The sequence below is a fragment of the Micrococcus sp. HMSC067E09 genome (assembly GCF_001812555.1).
Taxonomy (GTDB): domain Bacteria; phylum Actinomycetota; class Actinomycetes; order Actinomycetales; family Micrococcaceae; genus Micrococcus; species Micrococcus lylae.
The window spans coordinates 88,358-109,411 of record NZ_KV809449.1; the positions used below are offsets into that span (position 1 = coordinate 88,358).

General features: G+C 71.6%; 22 protein-coding genes. 11 read left to right on the plus strand and 11 right to left on the minus strand.

Annotated features, from left to right (window positions below; genetic code table 11):
• Positions 1-54 precede the first annotated feature (54 nt).
• Positions 55-876: a DUF6318 family protein gene (locus HMPREF2863_RS08650; RefSeq protein WP_141756402.1), complete on the plus strand. Its 822-nt coding sequence runs from the start codon at positions 55-57 to the stop codon at positions 874-876.
• Between the two features lie 55 nt (positions 877-931).
• Entirely contained in the window at positions 932-1,858 is a 927-nt protein-coding gene (locus HMPREF2863_RS08655) for a PKD domain-containing protein (protein ID WP_246828862.1), read from the plus strand.
• Positions 1,859-1,980: 122 nt separating this feature from the next.
• Here the strand turns inward: HMPREF2863_RS08655 and HMPREF2863_RS08660 are convergent, their stop codons facing one another.
• On the minus strand, positions 1,981-2,469 hold the full coding sequence (locus HMPREF2863_RS08660; RefSeq protein ID WP_070639484.1) for an SRPBCC family protein: 489 nt from the start codon (positions 2,467-2,469) through the stop codon (positions 1,981-1,983).
• Between the two features lie 115 nt (positions 2,470-2,584).
• On the minus strand, positions 2,585-3,451 hold the full coding sequence (locus HMPREF2863_RS12195; RefSeq protein WP_070639486.1) for an Ltp family lipoprotein: 867 nt from the start codon (positions 3,449-3,451) through the stop codon (positions 2,585-2,587).
• Between the two features lie 302 nt (positions 3,452-3,753).
• On the opposite strand from HMPREF2863_RS12195, the gene HMPREF2863_RS08670 reads away from it, so the two are divergent.
• Positions 3,754-4,509 carry an SDR family NAD(P)-dependent oxidoreductase gene (locus tag HMPREF2863_RS08670; protein ID WP_067190032.1) on the plus strand — a complete coding sequence of 252 codons (756 nt, stop codon included), beginning with the start codon at positions 3,754-3,756 and terminating at the stop codon, positions 4,507-4,509.
• Positions 4,510-4,533: 24 nt separating this feature from the next.
• On the opposite strand, the gene HMPREF2863_RS08675 is transcribed toward HMPREF2863_RS08670, so the two are convergent.
• Positions 4,534-5,244 (minus strand): type 1 glutamine amidotransferase domain-containing protein, encoded by a 711-nt coding sequence (locus HMPREF2863_RS08675; RefSeq protein WP_070639488.1) that lies wholly within the window; start codon positions 5,242-5,244, stop codon positions 4,534-4,536.
• 249 nt (positions 5,245-5,493) lie between these two features.
• Here HMPREF2863_RS08675 and HMPREF2863_RS08680 point away from each other — a divergent pair, with 249 nt between their 5' ends.
• Positions 5,494-5,982, plus strand: coding sequence for a hypothetical protein (locus tag HMPREF2863_RS08680; protein WP_070639489.1), 489 nt, complete (start codon positions 5,494-5,496; stop codon positions 5,980-5,982).
• Between the two features lie 67 nt (positions 5,983-6,049).
• Here HMPREF2863_RS08680 and HMPREF2863_RS08685 read toward each other — a convergent pair whose 3' ends face one another.
• Positions 6,050-6,460 carry an HIT family protein gene (locus HMPREF2863_RS08685; RefSeq protein WP_070639491.1) on the minus strand — a complete coding sequence of 137 codons (411 nt, stop codon included), beginning with the start codon at positions 6,458-6,460 and terminating at the stop codon, positions 6,050-6,052.
• An 88-nt stretch (positions 6,461-6,548) separates the two neighbouring features.
• Here HMPREF2863_RS08685 and HMPREF2863_RS08690 point away from each other — a divergent pair, with 88 nt between their 5' ends.
• Positions 6,549-7,424 (plus strand): EamA family transporter, encoded by an 876-nt coding sequence (locus HMPREF2863_RS08690; protein ID WP_246828863.1) that lies wholly within the window; start codon positions 6,549-6,551, stop codon positions 7,422-7,424.
• Between the two features lie 78 nt (positions 7,425-7,502).
• Here the strand turns inward: HMPREF2863_RS08690 and HMPREF2863_RS08695 are convergent, their stop codons facing one another.
• Complete coding sequence (locus HMPREF2863_RS08695) at positions 7,503-8,090, minus strand: GIY-YIG nuclease family protein (RefSeq protein WP_070639655.1); 588 nt, start codon at positions 8,088-8,090, stop codon at positions 7,503-7,505.
• Between the two features lie 114 nt (positions 8,091-8,204).
• Here HMPREF2863_RS08695 and HMPREF2863_RS08700 point away from each other — a divergent pair, with 114 nt between their 5' ends.
• Positions 8,205-9,092: a spermidine synthase gene (locus HMPREF2863_RS08700; RefSeq protein ID WP_070639493.1), complete on the plus strand. Its 888-nt coding sequence runs from the start codon at positions 8,205-8,207 to the stop codon at positions 9,090-9,092.
• Entirely contained in the window at positions 9,085-10,137 is a 1,053-nt protein-coding gene (locus tag HMPREF2863_RS12440) for a DMT family transporter (protein WP_305791290.1), read from the plus strand. Before HMPREF2863_RS08700 ends, HMPREF2863_RS12440 begins: the two co-directional genes overlap by 8 nt.
• Positions 10,138-10,254: 117 nt before the next feature.
• On the opposite strand, the gene HMPREF2863_RS08710 is transcribed toward HMPREF2863_RS12440, so the two are convergent.
• The 4 genes from HMPREF2863_RS08710 to HMPREF2863_RS08725 form a co-directional block, all read right to left on the minus strand.
• Positions 10,255-11,604 (minus strand): hypothetical protein, encoded by a 1,350-nt coding sequence (locus HMPREF2863_RS08710; RefSeq protein ID WP_083315339.1) that lies wholly within the window; start codon positions 11,602-11,604, stop codon positions 10,255-10,257.
• Positions 11,601-12,368 (minus strand): ABC transporter ATP-binding protein, encoded by a 768-nt coding sequence (locus tag HMPREF2863_RS08715; RefSeq protein WP_070639495.1) that lies wholly within the window; start codon positions 12,366-12,368, stop codon positions 11,601-11,603. Before HMPREF2863_RS08715 ends, HMPREF2863_RS08710 begins: the two co-directional genes overlap by 4 nt.
• A gap of 219 nt (positions 12,369-12,587) precedes the next feature.
• A complete protein-coding gene (locus HMPREF2863_RS08720; RefSeq protein WP_070639497.1) occupies positions 12,588-12,845 on the minus strand; it encodes a glutaredoxin family protein in 258 nt (85 codons plus the stop codon).
• A 107-nt stretch (positions 12,846-12,952) separates the two neighbouring features.
• Complete coding sequence (locus tag HMPREF2863_RS08725; RefSeq protein WP_070639499.1) at positions 12,953-14,047, minus strand: LD-carboxypeptidase; 1,095 nt, start codon at positions 14,045-14,047, stop codon at positions 12,953-12,955.
• A 159-nt stretch (positions 14,048-14,206) separates the two neighbouring features.
• Here HMPREF2863_RS08725 and HMPREF2863_RS08730 point away from each other — a divergent pair, with 159 nt between their 5' ends.
• From HMPREF2863_RS08730 to HMPREF2863_RS08740, 3 genes are all read left to right on the plus strand, one after another.
• Positions 14,207-15,421, plus strand: a complete 1,215-nt coding sequence (locus tag HMPREF2863_RS08730) for an FAD-dependent monooxygenase (protein WP_070639501.1) — start codon at positions 14,207-14,209, stop codon at positions 15,419-15,421.
• A 275-nt stretch (positions 15,422-15,696) separates the two neighbouring features.
• Positions 15,697-16,731: an NADP-dependent oxidoreductase gene (locus HMPREF2863_RS08735; RefSeq protein ID WP_067191204.1), complete on the plus strand. Its 1,035-nt coding sequence runs from the start codon at positions 15,697-15,699 to the stop codon at positions 16,729-16,731.
• 189 nt (positions 16,732-16,920) lie between these two features.
• Positions 16,921-17,403: a DUF2871 domain-containing protein gene (locus HMPREF2863_RS08740; protein ID WP_067191206.1), complete on the plus strand. Its 483-nt coding sequence runs from the start codon at positions 16,921-16,923 to the stop codon at positions 17,401-17,403.
• Positions 17,404-17,600: 197 nt separating this feature from the next.
• Here HMPREF2863_RS08740 and HMPREF2863_RS08745 read toward each other — a convergent pair whose 3' ends face one another.
• The gene (locus HMPREF2863_RS08745; RefSeq protein ID WP_067191208.1) at positions 17,601-17,993 is read right to left on the minus strand and encodes a hypothetical protein; all 393 of its coding nucleotides are present in this window, start codon (positions 17,991-17,993) and stop codon (positions 17,601-17,603) included.
• 460 nt (positions 17,994-18,453) lie between these two features.
• Between HMPREF2863_RS08745 and trpB the strand changes: the two genes are divergently transcribed.
• Positions 18,454-19,749, plus strand: coding sequence for a tryptophan synthase subunit beta (gene trpB, locus HMPREF2863_RS08750; protein WP_083315340.1), 1,296 nt, complete (start codon positions 18,454-18,456; stop codon positions 19,747-19,749).
• 187 nt (positions 19,750-19,936) lie between these two features.
• Here the strand turns inward: trpB and HMPREF2863_RS08755 are convergent, their stop codons facing one another.
• On the minus strand, positions 19,937-21,052 hold the full coding sequence (locus tag HMPREF2863_RS08755; protein WP_070639503.1) for a dipeptide epimerase: 1,116 nt from the start codon (positions 21,050-21,052) through the stop codon (positions 19,937-19,939).
• Positions 21,053-21,054: the final 2 nt, after the last annotated feature.

The following is a 21,054-nucleotide window of genomic DNA, read 5'->3' on the forward strand; positions in this document are numbered from 1 at the left end:
GGGGGTCGGGGGACGTTGGGGATCAGCGGACCTGCAGGTGGCGTCAACTGTTGAATGAGACATCTGGAGGGGTTTCTCATGCGCTTTCGCGCACCTTCCCGCGGGCTCGCCCTGTCCGCGGCGCTTCTGCTCGGCCTGACGGCCTGCGCCGGCGGTGACCCGGAGGAGGAGGCCACCTCCTCACTCACGACGACGGCACCCGCCTCCGCCTCGGACGGCACCGACTCGGAGGGGTCGAGTTCAGAGGGGTCCGAGTCCGACGTGCCTGAGGAGGGCCCCGCAGAGCCGAGTGGGCCCGAGTCCGGCGAGGCGAGCGACGCCACGTCCAGCGATGCAGACTCGACCGAGGCCGGCGGCAGCGGCGGCGGCTCCGACGACGGTGAGTACGTCCCCGCTTCCGAGGACGGCCCGGCGCAGAACGTGCCGAAGCCGCAGATGCCGGAGGAGATGAAGGAGGAGACCCACGAAGGAGGCACTGCTGCCGTTGCCTATTGGTGGGACACCCTCTACTACCTGCAGCAAACTGGTGATGCGGGCCCAATGCTCGAAGTCTCGTCTGAGGACTGCGCATACTGCCACCGGTACGCGTCGGAGCTTGAGGCGCTCTACGCAGAAGGTCAGTGGCATACAGGGTCTAAGCCGCAAGTGGTCTCCTCGCAGGTTGGCGGTGACAATCCACAGAAACGCGCCTTGGCGCTTACCTCCTTGATCACCCTGGGAGAGAGCACTCACTTCGATGAGAATGGTGGGATCGTCAAGGAAGGGTCCACGCCGGAGTTCAAAGATGACCCCTGGTACAACGATGTTCGCTTCAACCCAGAGAAGGGGCACTGGGATGTGACCTACACTGCGCCGGGCGGTCCAGAAAATGAGTAAACCCTTCGCTGCTACGACTCTCACTCTCGTCGCACTGACCGCATCCATGGCATTGATGACGGCCGCCCCCTCTGCGTTCGCCGAGACCAATTTTCCGAAGTGCCAGAAGGGAGAGATTGACGCAAAGGTCCACAACAAGAAGTTCCTCGTGGGACAAGACTGCAAGAGCGACGGTCGAGCCGATTTTTCGAACGGACCAGCTCGAAACGGCTACGCCAAGAAGTCTCAGAGCAAGAAGAAGCCCAGTCACATCCAGGTCTCCTACGTCGACGGGTGCTACCAGGACCAGCTGATGACACCTGACCTCCGGGACTGCAACTACCAGTTGAAGACGTTCTGTGGCGAAGGCCGGCGCTGGATCCGACGCATGGAGGTGAACACCAGGATCGAGGAGAACAAGGCAGGGTCGATCGTCTACGGACCCCGCGTCTGTGTCGACGAAGACGGCAACGTGGTCCCCAGTGCGGGGCAGGAGTCCTTCGACCTGAACGACGTCGCGGGGCTGATCACCGTGCCGCCCCGCCTGCACGCCGACAACGGCGGGCGCGGCATCCGTCACGCCCACACGAACTTCTACACGGATGCGATCTACATCCTGCAGAACTCGACCTTGAACGGTGAGCCTGCACTGATTCGTGCCACGCCCATCGAGTACCACTGGGACTACGGCGACGGAACGACCCGCACGACCGAGGTGGCCGGGTCGAGCCAGTCCGAGTTCAACGTAGAGACGGCGACTAGCCACCAGTTCGAGGAGACCGGCACCTACACGGTGACCCTCAGCACCGTGTACATGGGCGAATACTCCCTGGACGGTGGCCAAACATGGATACCGATCGATGGGACGATCACCCGCGAGTCGGACCCGCTTCAGGCCGACATCTTCCGCACCGTCACCCGGAACGTCGCCGACGACTGCGTGGAGAACCCCAGCGCCTGGGGCTGCGGAGCCCCTGGCGAGGACAGCGACCCCGCCGGCTGACCGGCGTCCGCGCTGTCCCTTGACCTTTCGCCGAAACCCGTGACAGCCGAAGGCCCCGTCACCGAGCCGCTCTCGGTGACGGGGCCTTCCGCCGTCCGACGCACACACGCCGGATCGAAAGCTCACGCCCGCAACGACTCGGCCACTGCGGCCAGCCGCTCCACGGAGGCCATGAGTTTGTCAGAGGTCGTGGCACGGGCACGCGCCTGACGCTTCGGGTCGTCCACCAGCCCGGTCCAGTCATAGGTATGGATCACGCGGCACCGGTCGTCGCCCTCCGCGATGACCTCCCAGCGCCACAGGTGGCCCAGCTGAGGCTCTCCCACGAGAGAGGGCTTCCAGGCGATCAGCCGGCCCTCCTCGAACTCCACCACCTCGTTGGCACGGTCCTGCCCGTTCGTGAGTGTCATGACGAACACATCGCCGACCTCGTGGACCCGCTGGTCCGGGGCGGCCTCCTGCAGGTTGTCGTTCCCGTCCCACTCCGGCTGCTTTGCCGGGTCCGCGATCAGACCGAAGACGTCGGCCGCCGGCGCGGCGACCTCCCGCTCGGCCCGCACGACCTTCTGCTCACCCTGGGGCGCTGGGGTGGTGTTCTGCGTTGTCTCCATGCGCTCAATGTAGGACCGGCTCTCTCCCAGCACCAGACGCCGCACCCCGCCTGGGCCCGGCCGAGGGCAGGCCCCTCACGGAGACCCACCCTCGGACATTGTGCAGACCTGGACGTCAGAGGCCGACTGCGCTGGCGCCGGCAGCGGCCTGCTCAGCGGAGAAGCCGTCGAACATCAGCTGATCGATCAGCTCCGAGCGGGAGAAGGCCATGAACTCCAGGTAGCTCTTGGCCTTCTTCGCAGCCTGCGCCGTGTAGTCCACGGTCAGGCTGTCCACACCGTGGGTGGCCTCGGCCGTGGTGAACCCGTCGTACGCCAGCTGCTCGATCAGACCCTGACGAGAGAACGCAATGAACTCCAGATAGGACTGTGCCTTCCGGGCCGCCTGCGTTCCGGAGACGGACTGTGCCGGGGCCTGAGCAGCCGGCGCAGCAGCCTTCTCGGCCGCCGCCTGCTCCTGCTCAGCCTTCTCGGCAGCGGCCTTCTCCGCGGCGGCCTCGGCCTCAGCGGCGGCCTGCTCCTCCGCCTCCTTCTTGGCCTGCTCCTCAGCCGCTGCCTTGGCAGCAGCCTCCTCCTCGGCCTTCTTCTTCGCAGCCTCCTCCTCGGCGGCCTTCTGGGCGGCGGCGGACTCCTCCGCCTGGCGCGACGCCTCGGCGGCGGCGCTGGACTCGGCGGCGGCCTTCTCCTCCGCCTCCTTCTCGGCACGGCGGGACTCCTCCGCCGCAGACTCGCTTGCGGCCGATTCGCTGGCCGCGGCCTTCTTCGACCCGTCGGCCTCCTTCGACGTGTCGGCCTTGGTCTTCTCTGCATCGTCCGAGGACTCGGAGGCAGAGGCGGAGGCGGGCTGGGACGAGGAGGAGGCGGCCGCCGTCGGGGTGGAATCCGCGGCGGCGGTGGTGTCCGCATCGGCGCAGCCGGCCAGCAGGGCGAGGGCGGCCAGGCCGCCGGTCAGGACGAAGAGGGGCGAACGGGAAACGGTCATTGTCACTCCAGGACGGGAAGCACACCAGGATGCTGGTGAGTCAACGAACACAGGGTTTGTGTCCATGCCGCGCACAGTACAGACGAGGCCGGACACGATAAGCCCATGCCCTCATCCACAGCCCGCCGACCTGCCTCGCAGGTGACGGTCCGGTGACGATCTCCCCCGTCCGCCGGTCCTTGCTGGCCTGCGCCCCGGTGAACGGCCAGTGTGGGCGGCACGGGTGCCGATCCAGGCCCGCACCACCATCCCCGAACAGCTGCCCGCGCCGGGCAGGACAGGAGTGATCTTCCATGACCCACATGCCGTTCGCAGACCGCGTCGCCCTCGTGACGGGAGCCGGTTCCGGCATCGGCGCCGCGATCGCCCACGAGCTGGCCGTCAAGGGCGCGAAGGTCGTGGTGTCGGACATCGACGAGAAGAACGCACAGAAGGTCGTCCAGGAGATCACGGACGCCCGCGGCACCGCGGTCGCTTTCGTGGCGGACGTGTCCTCCCGTGAGGACAATGAGAACCTCGTCCGGTTCGCCGTGCACACCTACGGCAAGCTGAACTACGCCGTGAACAACGCGGGCGTCGGCGGCCCGCCGGCACCGGTGGGAGAGACCGAGCTGGACGCCTGGGACAAGGTCATCGGCATCAACCTCAACGGCGTCCTGTACGGCATGCGCTACCAGATCCCCGCCATGCTGGAGGCCGGCGCCGAGGAGTCGGGCATCGTGAACATGGCCTCCGTGCACGGCATGGTCGCCGCACCGAACAGTGCCGCCTATACCGCGGCCAAGCACGGCGTGGTCGGCATGACCCGCAACGCCGCCGCCGAGTACGGCCCGCAGCAGCTGCGCATCAACGCTGTGGGACCGGGCTACATCCGCACTCCCCTGCTCGAGGCCAACCTGGACGCCGAGGCCATGGAGGCCATCGCCGCCAAGCACCCGATGCAGCGCCTGGGCACCTCCGCGGAGGTCTCCGCCCTGACCTGCTTCCTCCTCTCGGACGCGGCCTCCTTCATCACCGGCGGCTACTACCTCGTGGACGGCGGCTACACGGTCGTCTGACCGCCCCCGCACCGTGGGCGCGGCTCAGCGACCGACCGCGTCCAGGTCCTCGATCAGCTGCTCGGCGAGCGGCTGCGCCGAGGCCGGGTTCTGGCCGGTGTAGAGGTTCCCGTCCACCACCACGTGCGGACGCATGGGGATGGCGGCCTTCTCATAGACGACGCCGTTGTGCTTCAGCTGGGACTCGAGGGTCCACTTGGCCTTGCGGGCGGCGGGCACGAGCTTCTCCTCGGCGTCCGAGAAGCCGGTCATGGTGCGGCCGCGCACGGCGATGGTCCCGTCCTGGGCCTTGGACGCGAACACGGCGGCCGGGCCGTGGCAGAGGAAGGCGATCGGGGCGCCGGCGTCCATGCGTCGGGCGATCAGCAGGCCGGAGGCGGGATCGTGCGCGAGATCCTCCATGGGGCCGTGGCCGCCGGTGTAGAAGACGAGGTCGTACTCCGCCTCGTCCACGTCCTCCAGGCGCAACGGTCGGTCGACCTCGGCGCCGATCTGCTCCAGATACGCCTTCGTCTGCTCACGCTGGGACGGTGTGCCGCCCATGACGCCCAGGGACGCCTCGTCCACGGTGGGGGTGACGCCGCCCGGCGTGGCGATCGAGACGTCCCAGCCGGCCTCGCGGAACAGGCGGTGCGGGGTGGCGAGCTCGTCCGCCCAGTAGCCGGTCGGGTGGACGGAGCCGTCCTTCAGGGTCCAGCCGTCCGCGGCGGAGACGACGAAGAGGACAGAGGTCATGGTGTGAGGATCCTTCCTTCGGTTCTTCCCGACGACGGCACCCGGGCCGGGTGCCCGACGTCGCCTGGGGTGCCCCACTCTTCCCATGTCAGCGCTGTGCAGGGAAGGGGTGAGGGGTGCCCGGAAACGGATGCCGAGGGCATTCTCAGGCAGTGAGAAGGACCCAGCAAGGCGACCTCCGCCGGAAGGTGACAGCGGAGGCGGGGATGCGTGCCGTCGTCGGGAGGGGCCGCGGATAGGCTCGAGGGCATGACCACGCCGTTCCAGAAGCAGAAGCTGCGCTCGCTCATCGCCGACCTCGCCGAGCAGGACCAGTGGCCGGAGGACCTGGCCGAGCAGGCCTCCGCGCTGACTGCCGACGACCCGGTATACCCGGAGATGGCGAAGGTGGCCGACGGGCTGGTGGCGGCGATCGGCGCCGGCATCCACCTCGGCCCCGAAGAGGTGTGGCCCGGCGTGAAGGAGCGGTTCCTGCAGGTGGCACCCAAGGGCGAGGACGGGCAGCCCGGCCAGCTCGAGCTGCTGACCTACCAGTGCCTGCACGCCCTGAGCGAGGGCGCCGGATCCGCGTACTTCCGGTCCCGGCTCGACGCGTTCCCCGGCCCCTATGCGGCGCGCGGGTTCTCCAGCGCGATCGACTACCTCGTGTACTCCGTGGCCGTCGAACTCGACGAGTCCCCCGAGTCCGTCTACGCCGGCGTGCGAGCCGGGCAGTACTCGGAGGAGCAGGCGGGGTGAGCCAGGACTACCGGTGGCAGAGCTGGGCGACGCCGGTGGGGATTGAGCCCGCGGCCGCGGGCTGGCGTCAGCCGAGCAGGTCCCGCAGCCGCTGAGCCGACGCCTCGAGGGCCGCAGCGTCACGGTCCAGCGGGAAGCGGAGCACCACACCGTCCCCGAAGGACCGCGGGATCACGTGGAGATGCGTGTGGAGGACGTCCTGGCCGGCCTCGGCGCCGTCGGCCAGGTGCAGGTTCACCGCCGGGGCAAGGGTGCCGCGCATCGCGCCGGAGATCCGTGCGGCGAGCGCGAACATCTCCGCGCCCTCCTCGGCTCGCACGTGGGACAGCTCGCTGACGTGGCGCCGTGGCACCACGAGGGTGTGACCGTCGGCGGCGGGGTTGAGGTCCAGGAAGGCGATCGCGTGGTCGGCCTCGGCCACCACATGGGCCGGGGCCTCGCCGGCCGCGATCGCGCAGAACACGCAGTCGGTCTCCATCCGCCCAGCGTAGGGCGACGGAGTACGACGGTCTCACGAAAGTCTCCGGCACAGCGCCCGGAGAGCCGTCCCGGATAATCTGGCGCCCATGTCCACCACCCGCAGCCCGCTGGGCCTGATCCTCATGACCGCGATCGTGCCGGTGCTGTGGGGCTCCACCTATGTGGTGACGCGCCAGTGGCTGCCCGCGGACATGCCGCTGACCGGCGCTGCGATCCGTTCCCTGCCGGCCGGGCTGCTCCTGCTGGCGTTCACCCGGCAGCTTCCGAAGGGCCAGTGGTGGTGGCGGTCCACGGTCCTGTCCTTCATCACGATGGCCCTGTTCTTCGTGCTCGTCTACACCTCCGGGGCACGCCTGCCCTCCGGTGTGGCGGCGACCCTCATGGCCTCGGGCCCGCTCGTGATGGTGGTGCTCGGACGGCTGCTGCTGAAGGAGAAGGCGCCGGTCATGGCGTACGTGGGGGCCGTCGTCGGGATCCTGGGGGTGGCGTTGCTGGCGGGCTCGGCGATCGCCACGCTGGACGTGATCGGCGTGGTGGCCGCGCTGGTGGCCGTGCTGATCTCCTCGCTCGGCTACGTGCTCGCGAAGAAGTGGAAGCCCCCGGTGAGCTCCCTGACGTTCACGGCCTGGCAGCTGACGATCGCCGGGGTGATGCTCACGCCGACCGCCCTGCTCGTCGAGGGGCCTCCTCCGGCGCTGGACCTGCCCGCGATCCTCGGCTTCGCCTACCTCGGGCTCATCTGCACCGGCCTGGCCTACGTGCTGTGGTTCCGCGGCCTCGCCGGGCTGCCGGCCCGGACCGTGGGCATCCTCGGCCTGCTCAACCCGCTGGCCGGAACGATCCTCGGAGCCCTCGTGGCCGGTGAGCTGCTCTCGCCCGTGCAGGCGCTCGGGGCGGCGACCATCCTCCTCGGAGTGGGGCTCGGTCTGCTCACCACGCCGAAGCGACGCCTCAGGCGCTGACCCGGCCCACGACGGCGACCGGCCCCTCCCGCCTGCCCTGCAACGACTCCAGGAGCGAGGCGGAAGGGGCCGAGGACGTCAGAGGGTCGCGGAGGGACGGGCCTCAGCGGTCAGACGACGGCGCTTCTCGATCAGGGCCTCCCACGGATGGGCGACGCCCTTGAGGTTCAGCGGCGGCTCCAGCTCATCGACCACCTCGCCGACGACCGCGTGCACATCCCCGGCGTCGACGGCCACGGTGGAGACGGTCAGGTGCTCCTTCATCCAGGCGGTGAGCCGGTCCTCGGCGTCCGGGGTCAGGGCGAACTTCACGGTGCGGGAGCCCGGCGACCGCGGGACCAAGGCCAGGTCCAGCTCGTCGAAGAGCAGCGCGGCAAGGCTGCGGCGCAGGGTCGAGCTCTCCGTGCGGCCCGAGTGGAAGTGCCCGCGGACGTCACGTCCGAGCAGGGACGTCGGGGCGGCGCCCACGTAGAGGAGGTTGTCCTCGAAGGCCACGGCGTCCAGGCCGAGCTGGGCGATCGCGGCGTCGTCAGCGGCCACGGCGAAGATGCCCGGGACGGCGTCCACGCCGGTCAGGTACTCCTCATAGGACACCCCAGCCGCGGTGAGCGCGGCGGCGGCATCCGTGGCCTGCGGGGTCATGGTGGCGGTTGCTGCGGTGTTCATGCCTCCCATAGTGGGACGGGCGACCTTCCCACCCGCACGCGAGTCCATATTATGGACATCATGGCCGCATGGTGAGATGGTCGCCGTGCCCGCCGCAGGTCCATACTGGTCCGCATGGCCCCCAGTTCCAGCCCCTCCGCGCCGCCGCCCGGGTCCTCCGCGCCGCGCTCGGTCCATCTCGGTGTCTCCGGGGAGCTCGCGCGCATCCGCCCGGACGAGCACGGCAGCGGCCACGTCCTTCAGATCGGCGGGCACATCCAGTCCCACGTGGACCTCGCCCGCCCCGGCCACATCCGGTACGAGTACCTGCGGCGCATGGCCAACGTGCTGGACGTCCTGGCCCCGCCCGGGGAACCGATCGACATCCTTCACCTGGGCGCCGGCGCCCTCACACTCCCCCGCTACGTGCAGACCACCCGCCCGGGCTCCGCCCAGACCGTGGTGGACATCGACCGCGAGCTCGTCTCCTTCGTCACCGCCGAACTGCCCCTGCCCGAGGGCACCGCGCTGACCTCCCTGGTGGCCGACGCCCGCGACGCCGCACCGTCCCTGGCCGGCCGCAGCTTCGACGCCGTGGTCCTGGACATCGACGCCGGCGCCGACACCGCACCCCACCGGGCCGGCCGCGGCTTCTACACCGACCTGCTGGGCCTGCTCTCCCCCGCCGGCGTCCTGCTGGTCAACATCGGGGACGAGACCGGCCTGCACCTCCTCGCCGACCAGGCCCGCGAGCTCGAGGCCGCCTGCCTGGACGCCCGGCTCACCGGCGTATGGACCCTCGCCGACGCGACCATGCTCGAACGGCTGTCCTACGGCAACGCGGTCCTCGCCGCCGGCGGCCTGCTCGGGGGACGCCTCAGCCCCGACGGACGCACCTGGGAGGGGGCCGTCGTCGAGAGCCGGGAGCTGACCGGGCGGCTCACCGCCGCCGGACCGCACCCGGTGGCCGTGCTGGATCCGGCGGGGACCGCCGGCCTGGTGAGGAGGATCGGCCTTGCCTGAGCAGACCACGACGACGGCGCGCGCCTCCGCCTCGCCCCGCACCCTCATGGCTGTCCTGTTCGCCCTCTCCCTGGTGGCCGGCGCCGTCACTCCGCTGCAGGGGCGGGTGAACTCGGCCCTCTCCAGCGCCGTGGAGGACCCGATCCTGGCCGCGCTGATGTCCTTCTCCTCCGGCTTGGCGGCCATGGTGCTGGTGACCCTGCTGGTGCCCTCCGGGCGGCGGGCGGCGAGCGAGGTGCTGCCGGCCCTGCGCCGCGGGCAGGTGAAGTGGTGGTACTACTCCGCGGGGTTCATCGGTGCGTGTCTGGTCTTCACACAGTCGCTGACGATCCCGGTGATCGGGGTGGCGGTGTTCACGGTGGCGATGGTGACCGGGCAGGTGGTCGGCGGCATGGGCGTGGACCGGCTCGGCCTGACCCCGGCGGGTGTGCAGCGGATCGGTCCGCGCCGGCTGATGGGTGCGGCCCTGGCGCTGGCGGCCGTGCTGGTGGTGGTGTGGCCGCAGCTCGGTGAGGCGCTCGGCGGCGCAGCGAACACGGGCGGAGCGGGTGCGGACGCAGGTGCCGCGGAGGGAGCCGGCCTCCTGTGGCTGCTCATGGCCGCGATCCCGGTGGTGGCCGGCTTCGGCACGAGCGTGCAGCAGGTGTTCAACGGCCGGCAGTCCGCCGCCTACGGCTCGCCGATTCCGGTCACCCTGATCAACTTCCTGGCCGGCACTGCGCTGCTGGGGCTGATCTACCTGGGCAAGGCCGTGGTGGCCGGAGCGTCCGGGCCGCTGCCGGCGGTGTGGTGGATGTACATGGGCGGCCCGCTGGGGTGCGTGTTCATCGGGGTTTCGGCACTGCTGGTCCCGCGGATCGGCGCGTTCCTCACCACGCTGGGCCTGGTGGCCGGGCAGCTGCTCGGCTCGCTGCTGCTGGACACCGTGGCCCCCGTGGACGGCGCGGCGGTGTCCGCGTGGACCGTGGTGGGCACGCTCGGCGCGCTGGCCGCCGTGGTGCTCGCGTCCTGGAGTGGAGGGGTGAAGAGGGTGCCGCGGGCCTGACGCCTGGACCCCGCCCGCTGCAGCGGCGTGCACCTCTGCTTCGACGTCGAGTGGGCAGGTATTCCACCTTTCGCCGCGGAAACGTGGAATGTCTGCCCACTCGACGCAATGTGCCGGTCAGGCCGCCAGCCCGTGCGCCGTCAGGCTGCGGCGCAACGCCGGACGGGTGACCTCCACGCCGCCGCGGACCAGCAGCACGCCGGCCACCAGGCAGGCGACGGCGGTGACCAGGGACACCGGAGCGAACACCGCGGCCGCACCGATCACCGGAGCCGCCGAGATGAGCGCCGCAGCCAGGCTGAACACCAGCACCGTGCCGAGGGCGGACATCACGGCGCGGCGGCGCATCGCATGGACGGTGTGCACGTCCATTCCGGCCATCACCAGGCCGCTGTGCAGGTCCGCGCGGTCCAGCAGCTGGGCCGCCTGCGAGATCGCCACCGAGCAGGCGGCCAGCAGGAAGGAGACCACCATGGTCACGAGCACACCGGTGCCCAGGTCTGCGGTCAGGTGCCGCTCGCTCGCGGTCAACGCGGCGCCGTCAGCCTGGAACGCATTCGCCATGCCGAAGCCGGCGGCACCCACCGTGCCGATGTAGACCGTGAGCGCCACGCCACCCACCTGACGCCAGGCCAGGCGCGGGTCCTCCAGCACCAGCCGGGCGGCCACCAGGCGTTCGGCGCTCTTCGCGCGGCGCACGCGACGGCGGGCGGTCACGCCCAGCACCCACGGTCCGATCGCATGGACGGCCAGCATCGGTGCCGCCATCGCGGCGATCGCCAGCGCCACCGCGACGGCGACCTCCTGCGCGGCGCCCATCACCGTGGCGGCGACCTGCGCGGCGACCAGTACGCCGACCGCCACCAGCACGCGCACCCACACCACCCGGCGCGGGCGCTGCCGGGTGCGCACGCCCAGCGGGGTGACGGCCACCCGGCGCAGGCCGAGCAGTGCGGAGAGCGCGCCGAGCAGGACCACGCCGGCCAGCACCAGCAGGGTGAGCGGGACGCCGATCCACTGGCTCGCCATCCCCACCTGACCGCCGGCGAACGGCAGCAGGGCGATCAGCGGCACCAGCACCGCCCACCCGGCCAGCCCGACGACGGCACCGGCCGCCGCCAGGACCGTCGCCTCCGCGACGGCCAGGCCCGTGATGGTGGCGCTCGACGCGCCGAGCAGGCGCAGGGAGGACAGTCGCTCATCCCTGCGCCGGGCCAGCAGTCGGGCGGCGGAGCCGGCCAGGGAGGTCAGGGGGAACAGCAGCAGCACGAGCGCGAACCCGGAGAGCATCCGGTATATGCCGGCGACCCCGTCCTCGGGCAGCTGGAGGGTGAAGAAGAAGTGGACGCCGCCGGCCACGCCCAGGGTCAGGGCCGTGACCACCGCGAACGCGGCCACCGGCAGGGCCCAGACGCTGCGGTCGGCGAAGAGGCGGGACAGGAACAGGGACAGCACGGCGCGGTTCATCGGGTGACCTCCCCGTGGGCGGCGGCGTCCGGGCGGCGGACGTCGTCGAGGATCCGGCCGTCCCGGACGCGGACGAGGCGGCCGCAGCGGGCCGCGACGTCGTCGTCATGGGTGACCACCACGAGCGTGCGGCCGCGGGAGACGGTGGAGTCGATCAGGGCGTCCATCACGGAGGACGAGGTGTCCGAGTCCAGGGCGCCGGTCGGCTCGTCTGCGAAGACCACGTCCGGTTCGCCGGCCTGGGCGCGGGCGATCGCCACCCGCTGCCGCTGCCCGCCGGAGAGCTCGCCGGGGCGGCGCTCCTCCATGCCGGCCAGACCCAGTGCGGACAGCCAGGACGCGGCCACCTGCTGGGCCTCGGCACGGGCGGTGCCGCGCAGCATCAGCGGCATGGCCACGTTCTCGACGGCGGTGAGCTCGGGCAGCAGGAGGCCGTCCTGGAACACGAAGCCCAGGCGCTCGCGGCGCAGACGGGCCCGCTCGCCCTCGCCGAGGGAGGTGATCTCCAGCGGATCGCCGCCGTGCAGGCGGACGCTGCCGGCGTCCGGCGCGATGATGCCGGACAGCACATGGAGCAGGGTGGTCTTGCCGGAGCCCGAGGGCCCCATGACGGCCACGGACTCGCCACGGCCGATCTCCAAGTCCACGCCGGCCAGGGCGTGGACGGAGCCGTAGGACTTCGTCAGACCGCGGGCGGTGAGGACCGGCGCCGTGGACGTGGAGGGGGTGATGGTCGGACTGGTGCGGGAGTGCGTCGAAGTCATGCCTCCAGCATCCTCACCGGGGAACGCGGCGGCATCGGCACCAGGGGCGAACCTCGGTGGGCCCGGATCAGACCAGAGGATGAGTGGCGGGTCGGTCCGCCGATGCAGACGAGGGTGCCGCGGCTGTGGTCCGAGCACGTCGGAGGCAGCAACGGCTGCACCGCGTCGGGTACGAAGCGTCCGGTGTGTGGCGCGCGGCCGGGCCGAGGCGGAGCCTGCTCAGATCAGGCCGAGCTCCTCGAGCTTGGCGGCGGTCTCCTCATTGCGCGGCTCCACCTGGTGGGTGCCGTCCGGGAAGACGACCACCGGGATGTTGGTGCGGCCGGAGATCCGATGGGCCTCGTCGGCGCGGGACGGGTCGGCCACGAGGTCGATGTACTCGTAGGACACCCCGAGCTCATCCAGCTGGCGCTTGGTGCGGAGGCAGTCACGGCACCAGTCGGCGCCGTACACGGTGAGGGCGGTCTTCTCGCTCATGCCACCAGGTTAGCTGTGGCGGTCCATGAGGTTCCGAGCGCGGCGGCGAGCATGCGGGGAACCGGCCCGGCACGCACCAGGGCAGAGCAGTGCCGCGCGGCGGGCCCTCACCAGAACTGGGTGATCACGTGCCGCATCTCATCCACCTGGACCCGGGCGCGGGCTCCGTTGAGCAGCGGCAGGTGCGGGGGCACGTGGCCGATCTCCACGTCGAACACGACCGGCACAGGCCCGCCGTCCGCGCTGGCCACCCCGGCGAGCGCGTCCAGGACCGCCTCCCGCTGGGTCATCCGCTCCGTCCCCGAGCCGGAGTCCGGGGCCAGGGTCCTGCCCACCAGCACGGCCGCGGCCTGCTCGAACCAGCCGTGCAGGCGCAGGGTGTGCAGCTGCCGGCACACGGTGAAGGCGTCCGCCTCGGCGGCCTCCACGTAGACCACCAGCGGACCGTGCTCCCGGGCGAAGGCGCGCACGTCCGCGTACGGCGTCCCGGCGATGGCGGAGAGCACCTCGATGCACCCGCCGACCAGCGTGCCGGTGACGTCCAGGCGGGGGCGGGTGCCGTCGTCGGGAAGCCGTTCCCCGGACGCGGCACACGGTGCCCACAGCTCCCAGGACGCCGCCCGCTGGTCCCGCCACACGTGGGCGTGGGCGTCCTCCAGGGGCGCCCAGAAGCCCTGGACGCCGCTGTCGCGCTGGACGATCCGCCGCCCACCCGGGCCGCCCTCGGCCGTGGCCAGCCGTGTCCAGTGCGCCAGGCCGGCGGGGACCTCGTAGGGGGTGTCCATGAGGTTGTCCCCGTGGAGGGTGGGCAGTCCGGCGTACAGGGTCAGCGGCACCATGAGCGCCACGCAGTCCGAGGAGCCGACCACCCAGGTGGGCTCGGCGGCGCCGATCGCGTCCCAGTCGAGCTCGTCCAGCAGGTCGAGCGCGGTGCCGGGACCGCCCCACGGCGGGACGACGGCCCGGATCTGCGGGTCGCAGAGCATGGCCGTGAACTCGGCGGCCCGTTGCCGCCTGGGGGCGGAGACCCACCGGTCCACGCCGAGGCAGTCGCCGAGGACCACCTCGAAGCCCCGGGCGGTGAGCCAGGAGACGGCCACCTCGAACCGCCGCCGGGCGCCCTCTCCCACGCCGGCCGAAGGCGCCGTGACGCCGATCCGGTCACCGGGACGCAGCGGGGCGGGGAAGCGCAGGGGGCTCATGCGCCCAGGCTATGCGCCCACGTGCGCGCCGCGTGGCCGCCCGTCCCAGCCGGCGGCGGTAGAGTCCATCCCAGACGGGGACCCCGCCCCGCCGGACGACGACGCCCCGGTCAGCGCAGAGACGGTCGCCAACCGGAGACGACGAGGGGAGGGCATGCCATGAGGATCGCAGTGGTGGGGGCCGGCATCGGGGGCCTGGCCCTGGCGGCCGGCCTGCAGGCACGTGGCGCGGACGTGGTCGTCCTCGAGTCCTCCCCCACGCTGCGCTCGGGCGGCACCGCCATCACCATGGCCCCGAACGCCCTGCGCGCCCTCGAGTCCCTCGGCTACGCAGACGCCCTCGCCCAGCACCCCTACACCGTGAGCTCGGACGTGGCGGCACAGCGTTCCCCGGACGGCCGGACCCTGACGCTGCTGCCTTCCGAGATCGTGTCCCGCGTCCGCGTGATGCCGCGCGAGGAGCTGCACCTGATGCTCGCCTCCCAGGTGACCGCCGGGCGGATCCGCCTGGGCTGCCGGGTGGATTCCGTGTCCACGGCGGGCACCGTCCGCTTCACCGACGGGAACGGGGCGGCCCGCACCTGGGCGTTCGACCTGGTGGTCGGCGCGGACGGGTCCCGTTCCGCCGTGCGCCGGGCCTGGCCCAACGATCCCGGCCTGCAGGACGCCGGCTACTCCGCCTGGCGTGCCATCACCCGCGAGCCGGTGGACCTCACCGGCCCGGACGGCCTCGCGGCGGCCGGCGAGACCTGGGGTGACGGCACCCGGTTCGGCTTCGCCCCGCTCGCGGACGGCCGCGCCTACTGGTTCGCCGTGCAGACCAACTCGGTGGTGCACCGCCATGACGACGAACGGCACCTGCCCTCGACCCAGCTGCTGTCCCGCCTGGCCGACCGCTTCGCGCACTGGCACGCGCCCATCCCGCAGCTGATCTCCGCCACCGACCCGGAGGACATGCACTTCACGCGCGCCACCGAGCTGGCCGCGGACCTGCCGACCTTCTCCCAGGGCCGCCTCGTTTTGATCGGGGACGCCGCGCACGCCATGACCCCGAACCTCGGCCAGGGCGGCGCGCAGGCCCTCGAGGACGCCGCGACCCTCGCGATCTGCCTGGACCACCTGCTCACCGACCCGCCCGGCCTGGTGAACTCGGATCGACTGCGCCGCGCCCTCGACCGGTACGACACCCTGCGCCAGCCCCGCATCCGCGAGATGGCGCGCCTGGCCCGCACCCTCGGGACCGTCGCGCACCTGCGCATGCCCGGCGCCGCGGCCCTGAGGAACCTGACGTTGCGCATGCTCCCCGATTCCCGCGTGGAGGAGCCGCTGCACAGGATCATGGACTGGCGCCCGCCGCCGCCCACCGGCCGCTGAGGGCTGCGGCCGTTGAGCCTGCGGCCGCTGAGGTGCCCGCCCTGTCCCTCGAGGCATCCGCCGCCCTGTCCCTCAGCTTTGTGGTGAGAACACACCCTCTGCGTCCCCTGATCCGGCGCCGGTGAGGGTGTGTCCTCACCAGTTCCCGCAACGTCTCGCAGCGTCCCACAACGACGACGGCCGCGATGTCCTCGGCGTCGGCGATGCCGAGGTTCCCGTTGACGTCTGCCTCGCGAGGGTCGACGAGCCCGCCCCACGCCTGACAGAGTCAGAGGATGACTTCCGACAAGGACCTCACCGCGCAGATCCCGACGCAGACCCGGCAGATCGTGCTGGCCTCCCGCCCGCACGGCGCCCCGACGCCTGAGGACTTCCGGCTCGAGACCGTGGACGTGCCGGCCCTCGAGGACGGCCAGGTTCTCGTGGCCAACGACGTGATGTCCGTGGACCCGTACATGCGCGGCCGCATGGACGACGTGAAGTCCTATGTGCCGCCCTTTCAGATCGACGACCCGCTCGACGGCGGCGCCGTGGGCACCGTGGTGGACTCCCGGAGCGACGACGTGCCGGTGGGCACCCGGGTGCTGCACCAGCTCGGCTGGCGCGAGCACGCGGTGGTGGAGGCCGAGCGCGTGCAGGCCGTGGACACCCGGGACGTCCCGGACTCGGCCTACCTCGGCGTGCTCGGCATGCCCGGCCTGACCGCCTACGTGGGCCTGACAAAGATCGCGCAGTTCCAGCCCGGGGACACCGTGTTCGTCTCCGGTGCCGCCGGGGCCGTGGGCTCGGCCGTCGGGCAGATCGCGAAGGCCCTCGGCGCCGAGCGGGTCATCGGCTCCGCAGGCTCCGCCGAGAAGGTGGAGCGCCTGAACGAACTGGGCTTCGACGCGGCGTTCGACTACAAGTCCGGAAACGTTCGGCAAATGCTGCAGGAGGCGGCGCCGGAGGGCATCGACGTGTACTTCGACAACGTCGGCGGAGACCACCTCGAGGCCGCGATCGGCGCGCTCACGGTGGGTGGCCGCGTCGCCATGTGCGGCGCCGTCTCCCAGTACAACGCCACCGAAGCGGCTCCGGGACCGCGGAACCTCGTGCAGGCGGTGGGCAAGCGGCTGCGGCTGCAAGGGTTCATCGTGGCCGACCACCTGGACGTGACCGAGGAGTGGCTCGGCCAGGCCGTCGGCTGGCTGCAGGACGGCACCCTGCGGTTCGACGAGACCGTCCGCGAGGGCCTCGAGAACGCCCCGCAGGCGTTCATCGACCTGCTGGAGGGTGGCAACACCGGCAAGATGGTCATCCGGCTGCGCTGAGCGGCGTGCGGCCCGCCTGCGCTGTGGCAGGCAGTCGGACCGGCACGGAGAGAAGGGCCACGGCAGTGAGGGCCGCCAACAGGGGGGCCGGCGGGAAGGGCCGTACAGCACCCATCGAACGGTTGACGTGCGCGGGCACCCATCGAACGGTTGATGTCCGCGGGCAGGCCGCGGCCTAGCGTGGGAGGCATGATGAAGTCCTTCTACGCCGCCGCCACCTGGCTGACGCTGGGGCTGGCTGCGGGCGTCTTCTACCGCGAGTTCACCAAGCTGACCGGCAACCTCGGCGTGGAGTCCGAGCTGAGCCTGATGCACACCCACATCCTGGCCCTGGGCATGATGATGTTCCTGATCGTCCTGGCCCTGGACGCCGTGTTGACGCTCCACACGCGCCGGTCCTTCACCGTCTTCTTCTGGGTGTACAACGCCGGCCTGGCGGTCACGATCGTCATGATGCTCATCCGCGGCCTGCTGACTCTGGACGGCAAGTCCCCGGCGGACACCTCCGCCGCCATTCCGGGCATCGCCGGCCTGGGCCACATCCTGCTCACCGTCGGCCTGATCGCCCTGTTCATGGCGATCCGCGAGGGCCTCGGCGAGCGCCAGGAGCGCCTCGCCGCCCGCCAGTCGCGGCTGCAGTCCACGCGCGAGGCGACCGTCTCAGAGGGCTGAGCCGACCGGCGGAGGCGGGGGCCGTCGTCGTCAGGCCCCGAGCCCCTCGTTGAGGCAAGCCCCTCGTTTACTGGTGAGGACACACCCCCATCACCTCGTTTACTGGTGAGGACACACCCCCTCACCCCCGCATCTCGCGGCTCATGACGGTGTGTTCTCACCACTTGGCCACAGCGCAGGCCACAGCGCAGGACGTCTCAGCCCCGCCGCCGGCCCCGCACCGGCAGCGGCCGGGCACGGAACGCCAGGACGGTCGCGGCGATGAAGCAGGCGACCGCCGTCAGCACCAGGACCTGGCCGAGCGTGCGCGAGTCCGCGACGAGGTCCATGCTCATCACCCACGCCATGAGCGCGAAGCCGAGCACGCCCGCCGCCCCGGACCACCGCAGTCCCGGTCGGAGCAGGCTGACGAGCGTGGCGGCTGCGGCGAGGAGTGCGGCCACCGGGACCAGGAACACTCCGATCCACAGCGCGGGCGGACCGTTGGTGCCCGGCTGACCAGGTTCGGGTGGCGGGGCGGCGGTGCCGACGAACATGGAGCCCAGCGCGCCGGCGAAGACCAGCAGGGCCGCCAGCCACACCCAGGCCACCGGCCGCGCAGGGCGGCGGGTCCCGGGGCCTTCGGAATCGACAGGGCCAGCGGGGCCGGCAGGGCCGGCAGGGCCGGCGACAGGCTCCGACGGTGACCCCGACTCCGACGGCGACCCCGGCTCCGGCTGCTGCCTGCCGGTGCTCGACGGCGGCTCATGCCCTGACATGACGCTCTCCTCTCGATACCCGTTCGCTCAGGCTACGCGTCGCCGCGCAGCCCCCGGCCCACCCGGCACCCCGGACACCCGAACGTCCCGGGCCACCCTGTGAGACACATTCGTCCCATATTCCGCGCAGCCGCCGGGTCAGGAGTAGATTCACTGCCATGCAGACGCAGCAGCAGTGGTGGACCGCCTGAGGGCGGCACTCTCCCCTGCGCAAGCACCGAAGCCGCCCGTCCCCTCGGGCGGCTTCTTCCATGTCCGGCCCGGGTGGACCGCACACGAAGGAGCACCGACGATGACCGTCACCGATCCCTGCACTGCCGACCAGCAGCCCGAGCCCACCACCCTCGCCGAGGCCTGCGACCTCGTCCACACCCCGGACCTCGACATCTCGGAAGACGGGATGTTCGGCACCTACGGCGGCGCCCACCTGCCGCCGCAACTGGCCGGCCCCATGCGCGAGGTCGCCGAGGCCTACGCCGAGGCCCGCCAGGACCCGGAGTTCTACGCCGAGTACGCCCGCCTGCTGCGCGACTTCGTCGGCCGCCCCTCGCCCCTCACCCCGCTCGAGCGCCTCTCGGACGAGCTGGGCGGCGCACGGATCGTGCTCAAGCGCGAGGACCTGAACCACACCGGGGCGCACAAGATCAACCACTGCGTGGGCGAGGCGCTGCTGGCCAAGCGCATGGGCAAGACGTCCCTGATCGCGGAGACCGGCGCCGGCCAGCACGGCGTCGCCCTGGCCACCGCCGCCGCGCTCGTGGGCCTGGACTGTGAGATCCACATGGGCGCCGTCGACATCGCCAAGCAGCACCCGAACGTGGTGCGCATGCGCCTGCTGGGCACGAAGGTGGTCTCCGTGGAGCGGGAGGGCCGCTCTCTGAAGGAGGCCGTGGACTCGGCCTTCGCCGTCTACGCCGCAAACCCGGAGAAGTACCTGTTCGCCATCGGCTCCGTGGTGGGACCGCACCCCTTCCCGACCATCGTCCGGGACTTCCAGGCCGTGGTGGGCCGGGAGTCCCGCCGCCAGATCGTCGAGCGCTACGGCCGCCTGCCGGACGCCGTGATCGCCTGCGTGGGCGGCGGCTCCAACGCCATGGGCGCCTTCACCGCCTACCTGGACGACTCAGACGTCCGCCTGATCGGCGTCGAGCCCGGCGGCCGCTCCCAGGCCAAGGGCGAGCACGCCATGACCATGGGCAAGGGCGTGCCCGGCATGCTCCACGGCATGTCCACCCTGGTGCTCCAGGACGAGGAGGGCACCCCGGACCCGGTGCACTCGATCGCCTCCGGCCTGGACTACCCGGGCGTAGGCCCGCAGCACGCCCGCTTCAAGGAGCTCGGCCGCGTGGAGTACGTGGCCGAGGACGACGCCGCCGTGCTCGATGCCTTCCAGCGCCTGTCCCGCACCGAGGGGATCGTCCCGGCCCTGGAGTCCTCGCACGCCGTGGCGCACGCCCTGCGCATCGCCCCGCGGCTGCCGAAGGACCAGATGCTCCTGGTCAACCTCTCCGGCCGTGGAGACAAGGACGTGGACTACGTGGCCGAGAAGCTCGGCATCACCGGGGATGCGGACGAGGTCGTGCGCTGACTCCACCTGCGGACTTCCCGGGTCCGCACGGCCGTCCTCCTCGACGCCACCGTGCTCATCGCCCTCGCCCGCGCCGAACGCGAACACCGTGACCCCGGATCATCGACGGTTCGTCACCAGACCTGCGAGATTCTCCGCGATCCGGTGACGAACCGTCGATTATCAGCAGACCCCAACCGGCCGCCGCTCAGCCGCGGTGCGGGTCGTCCTCCGGGCGCAGCATGTCCAGGCCGAGGCCGGGGCCGCCGAGCAGGCGCAGGCGGCCGTCGTCCACCATGCCGCCGGCCGGCAGCTCGGAGGCGAACCAGGCCGGCGGGTCCAGGTCCACCATGGTGATGGACGGGCTGGCGAACGCCAGGTGAGCGGCGGCGGTGATGCCGATCTTCGGCTCCATCATGGCGCCCACCATGCAGGTGACGCCTGCGTCCTGCGCCAGCTGCGCGATCTTCAGCCCCGCGCCGAGGGAGCCGGTCTTGGCGAGCTTGATGTTCAGCATGTCCGCGGCCTCGGCGGCCAGGACGCGCTGCGCGTCCGCGGCGGTCCACACGGACTCGTCCGCCATGATCGGGAACGGCGACTCGCGGCGCACCAGGGCCATGCCCTGAAGGTCCGCCTTCGCCACCGGCTGCTCCACGACCTCGATCGGCAGCCCCTCGTCGTGCATGGTCTGGAGCATGGTGACGGCACCCTCCGGGGACCACCCCTGGTTGGCGTCGACGCGCAGCCGCACCCCCGGCTCCGCGGCGACCACCGCGTGCAGGCGCTCCACGTCCTCGGCGGTGTCCCCGCCGAGCTTGACCTTCAGGATCCGGTAGCCGTCCGCCACGGCCTCGCGGGCGTGGCGGGCCATGGTCTCCGGGTCCTCCAGGGACACGGTCATGTCCGAGTCGAACGCGGCCTCCGGGTCGAACGAGCCGCCGAGCAGCTCCACCACGGCACGGCCCTCGGCCTTGCCGATCGCGTCCCAGACGGCCACGTCCAGGGCCCCGCGGGCCGAGGACGCACCGTCCACGGCCCGCCGGGCGAGCTGCGCGAACTCGTCCGGCGTGCCGGTGACGCCCTCCACCGCCGCACGCAGCGGGCCGGTGAGGTTCGCGACGACGGACTCCGCACTCTCGCCGGTGACCGCCACCGTCTCCGCGGCGGTGCCCTGGCCCACGGTGCCGTCCGCGAGCTGGACCTCGCAGACCGCGTAGGCCACGGCCTCGGTGCGACGCTGTGCCGTCACGAACGGACGCAGCAGGGGGCAGGCGTGCAGCCGGGCGGTGACCCGGACGATCCTGTGGGAACCCGTCGTCGCCATGG

What these genes read in the sequence shown, in the direction of transcription:
- HMPREF2863_RS08690 (WP_246828863.1), top strand. Translation starts at nt 6,549, where the DNA reads ATGTCCACCACCCGCAGCCCGCTGGGCCTGATCCTCATGACCGCGATC.
- HMPREF2863_RS08695 (WP_070639655.1), bottom strand. Translation starts at nt 8,090, where the DNA reads ATGAACACCGCAGCAACCGCCACCATGACCCCGCAGGCCACGGATGCC.
- HMPREF2863_RS08715 (WP_070639495.1), bottom strand. Translation starts at nt 12,368, where the DNA reads ATGACTTCGACGCACTCCCGCACCAGTCCGACCATCACCCCCTCCACG.
- HMPREF2863_RS08650 (WP_141756402.1), top strand. Translation starts at nt 55, where the DNA reads ATGAGACATCTGGAGGGGTTTCTCATGCGCTTTCGCGCACCTTCCCGC.
- HMPREF2863_RS08700 (WP_070639493.1), top strand. Translation starts at nt 8,205, where the DNA reads ATGGCCCCCAGTTCCAGCCCCTCCGCGCCGCCGCCCGGGTCCTCCGCG.
- trpB (WP_083315340.1), top strand. Translation starts at nt 18,454, where the DNA reads ATGACCGTCACCGATCCCTGCACTGCCGACCAGCAGCCCGAGCCCACC.
- HMPREF2863_RS08735 (WP_067191204.1), top strand. Translation starts at nt 15,697, where the DNA reads ATGACTTCCGACAAGGACCTCACCGCGCAGATCCCGACGCAGACCCGG.
- HMPREF2863_RS08755 (WP_070639503.1), bottom strand. Translation starts at nt 21,052, where the DNA reads ATGGCGACGACGGGTTCCCACAGGATCGTCCGGGTCACCGCCCGGCTG.
- HMPREF2863_RS08720 (WP_070639497.1), bottom strand. Translation starts at nt 12,845, where the DNA reads ATGAGCGAGAAGACCGCCCTCACCGTGTACGGCGCCGACTGGTGCCGT.
- HMPREF2863_RS12195 (WP_070639486.1), bottom strand. Translation starts at nt 3,451, where the DNA reads ATGACCGTTTCCCGTTCGCCCCTCTTCGTCCTGACCGGCGGCCTGGCC.
- HMPREF2863_RS08710 (WP_083315339.1), bottom strand. Translation starts at nt 11,604, where the DNA reads ATGAACCGCGCCGTGCTGTCCCTGTTCCTGTCCCGCCTCTTCGCCGAC.
- HMPREF2863_RS08660 (WP_070639484.1), bottom strand. Translation starts at nt 2,469, where the DNA reads ATGGAGACAACGCAGAACACCACCCCAGCGCCCCAGGGTGAGCAGAAG.
- HMPREF2863_RS08740 (WP_067191206.1), top strand. Translation starts at nt 16,921, where the DNA reads ATGATGAAGTCCTTCTACGCCGCCGCCACCTGGCTGACGCTGGGGCTG.
- HMPREF2863_RS08675 (WP_070639488.1), bottom strand. Translation starts at nt 5,244, where the DNA reads ATGACCTCTGTCCTCTTCGTCGTCTCCGCCGCGGACGGCTGGACCCTG.
- HMPREF2863_RS08670 (WP_067190032.1), top strand. Translation starts at nt 3,754, where the DNA reads ATGCCGTTCGCAGACCGCGTCGCCCTCGTGACGGGAGCCGGTTCCGGC.
- HMPREF2863_RS08725 (WP_070639499.1), bottom strand. Translation starts at nt 14,047, where the DNA reads ATGAGCCCCCTGCGCTTCCCCGCCCCGCTGCGTCCCGGTGACCGGATC.
- HMPREF2863_RS08730 (WP_070639501.1), top strand. Translation starts at nt 14,207, where the DNA reads ATGAGGATCGCAGTGGTGGGGGCCGGCATCGGGGGCCTGGCCCTGGCG.
- HMPREF2863_RS08685 (WP_070639491.1), bottom strand. Translation starts at nt 6,460, where the DNA reads ATGGAGACCGACTGCGTGTTCTGCGCGATCGCGGCCGGCGAGGCCCCG.
- HMPREF2863_RS08680 (WP_070639489.1), top strand. Translation starts at nt 5,494, where the DNA reads ATGACCACGCCGTTCCAGAAGCAGAAGCTGCGCTCGCTCATCGCCGAC.
- HMPREF2863_RS08655 (WP_246828862.1), top strand. Translation starts at nt 932, where the DNA reads ATGACGGCCGCCCCCTCTGCGTTCGCCGAGACCAATTTTCCGAAGTGC.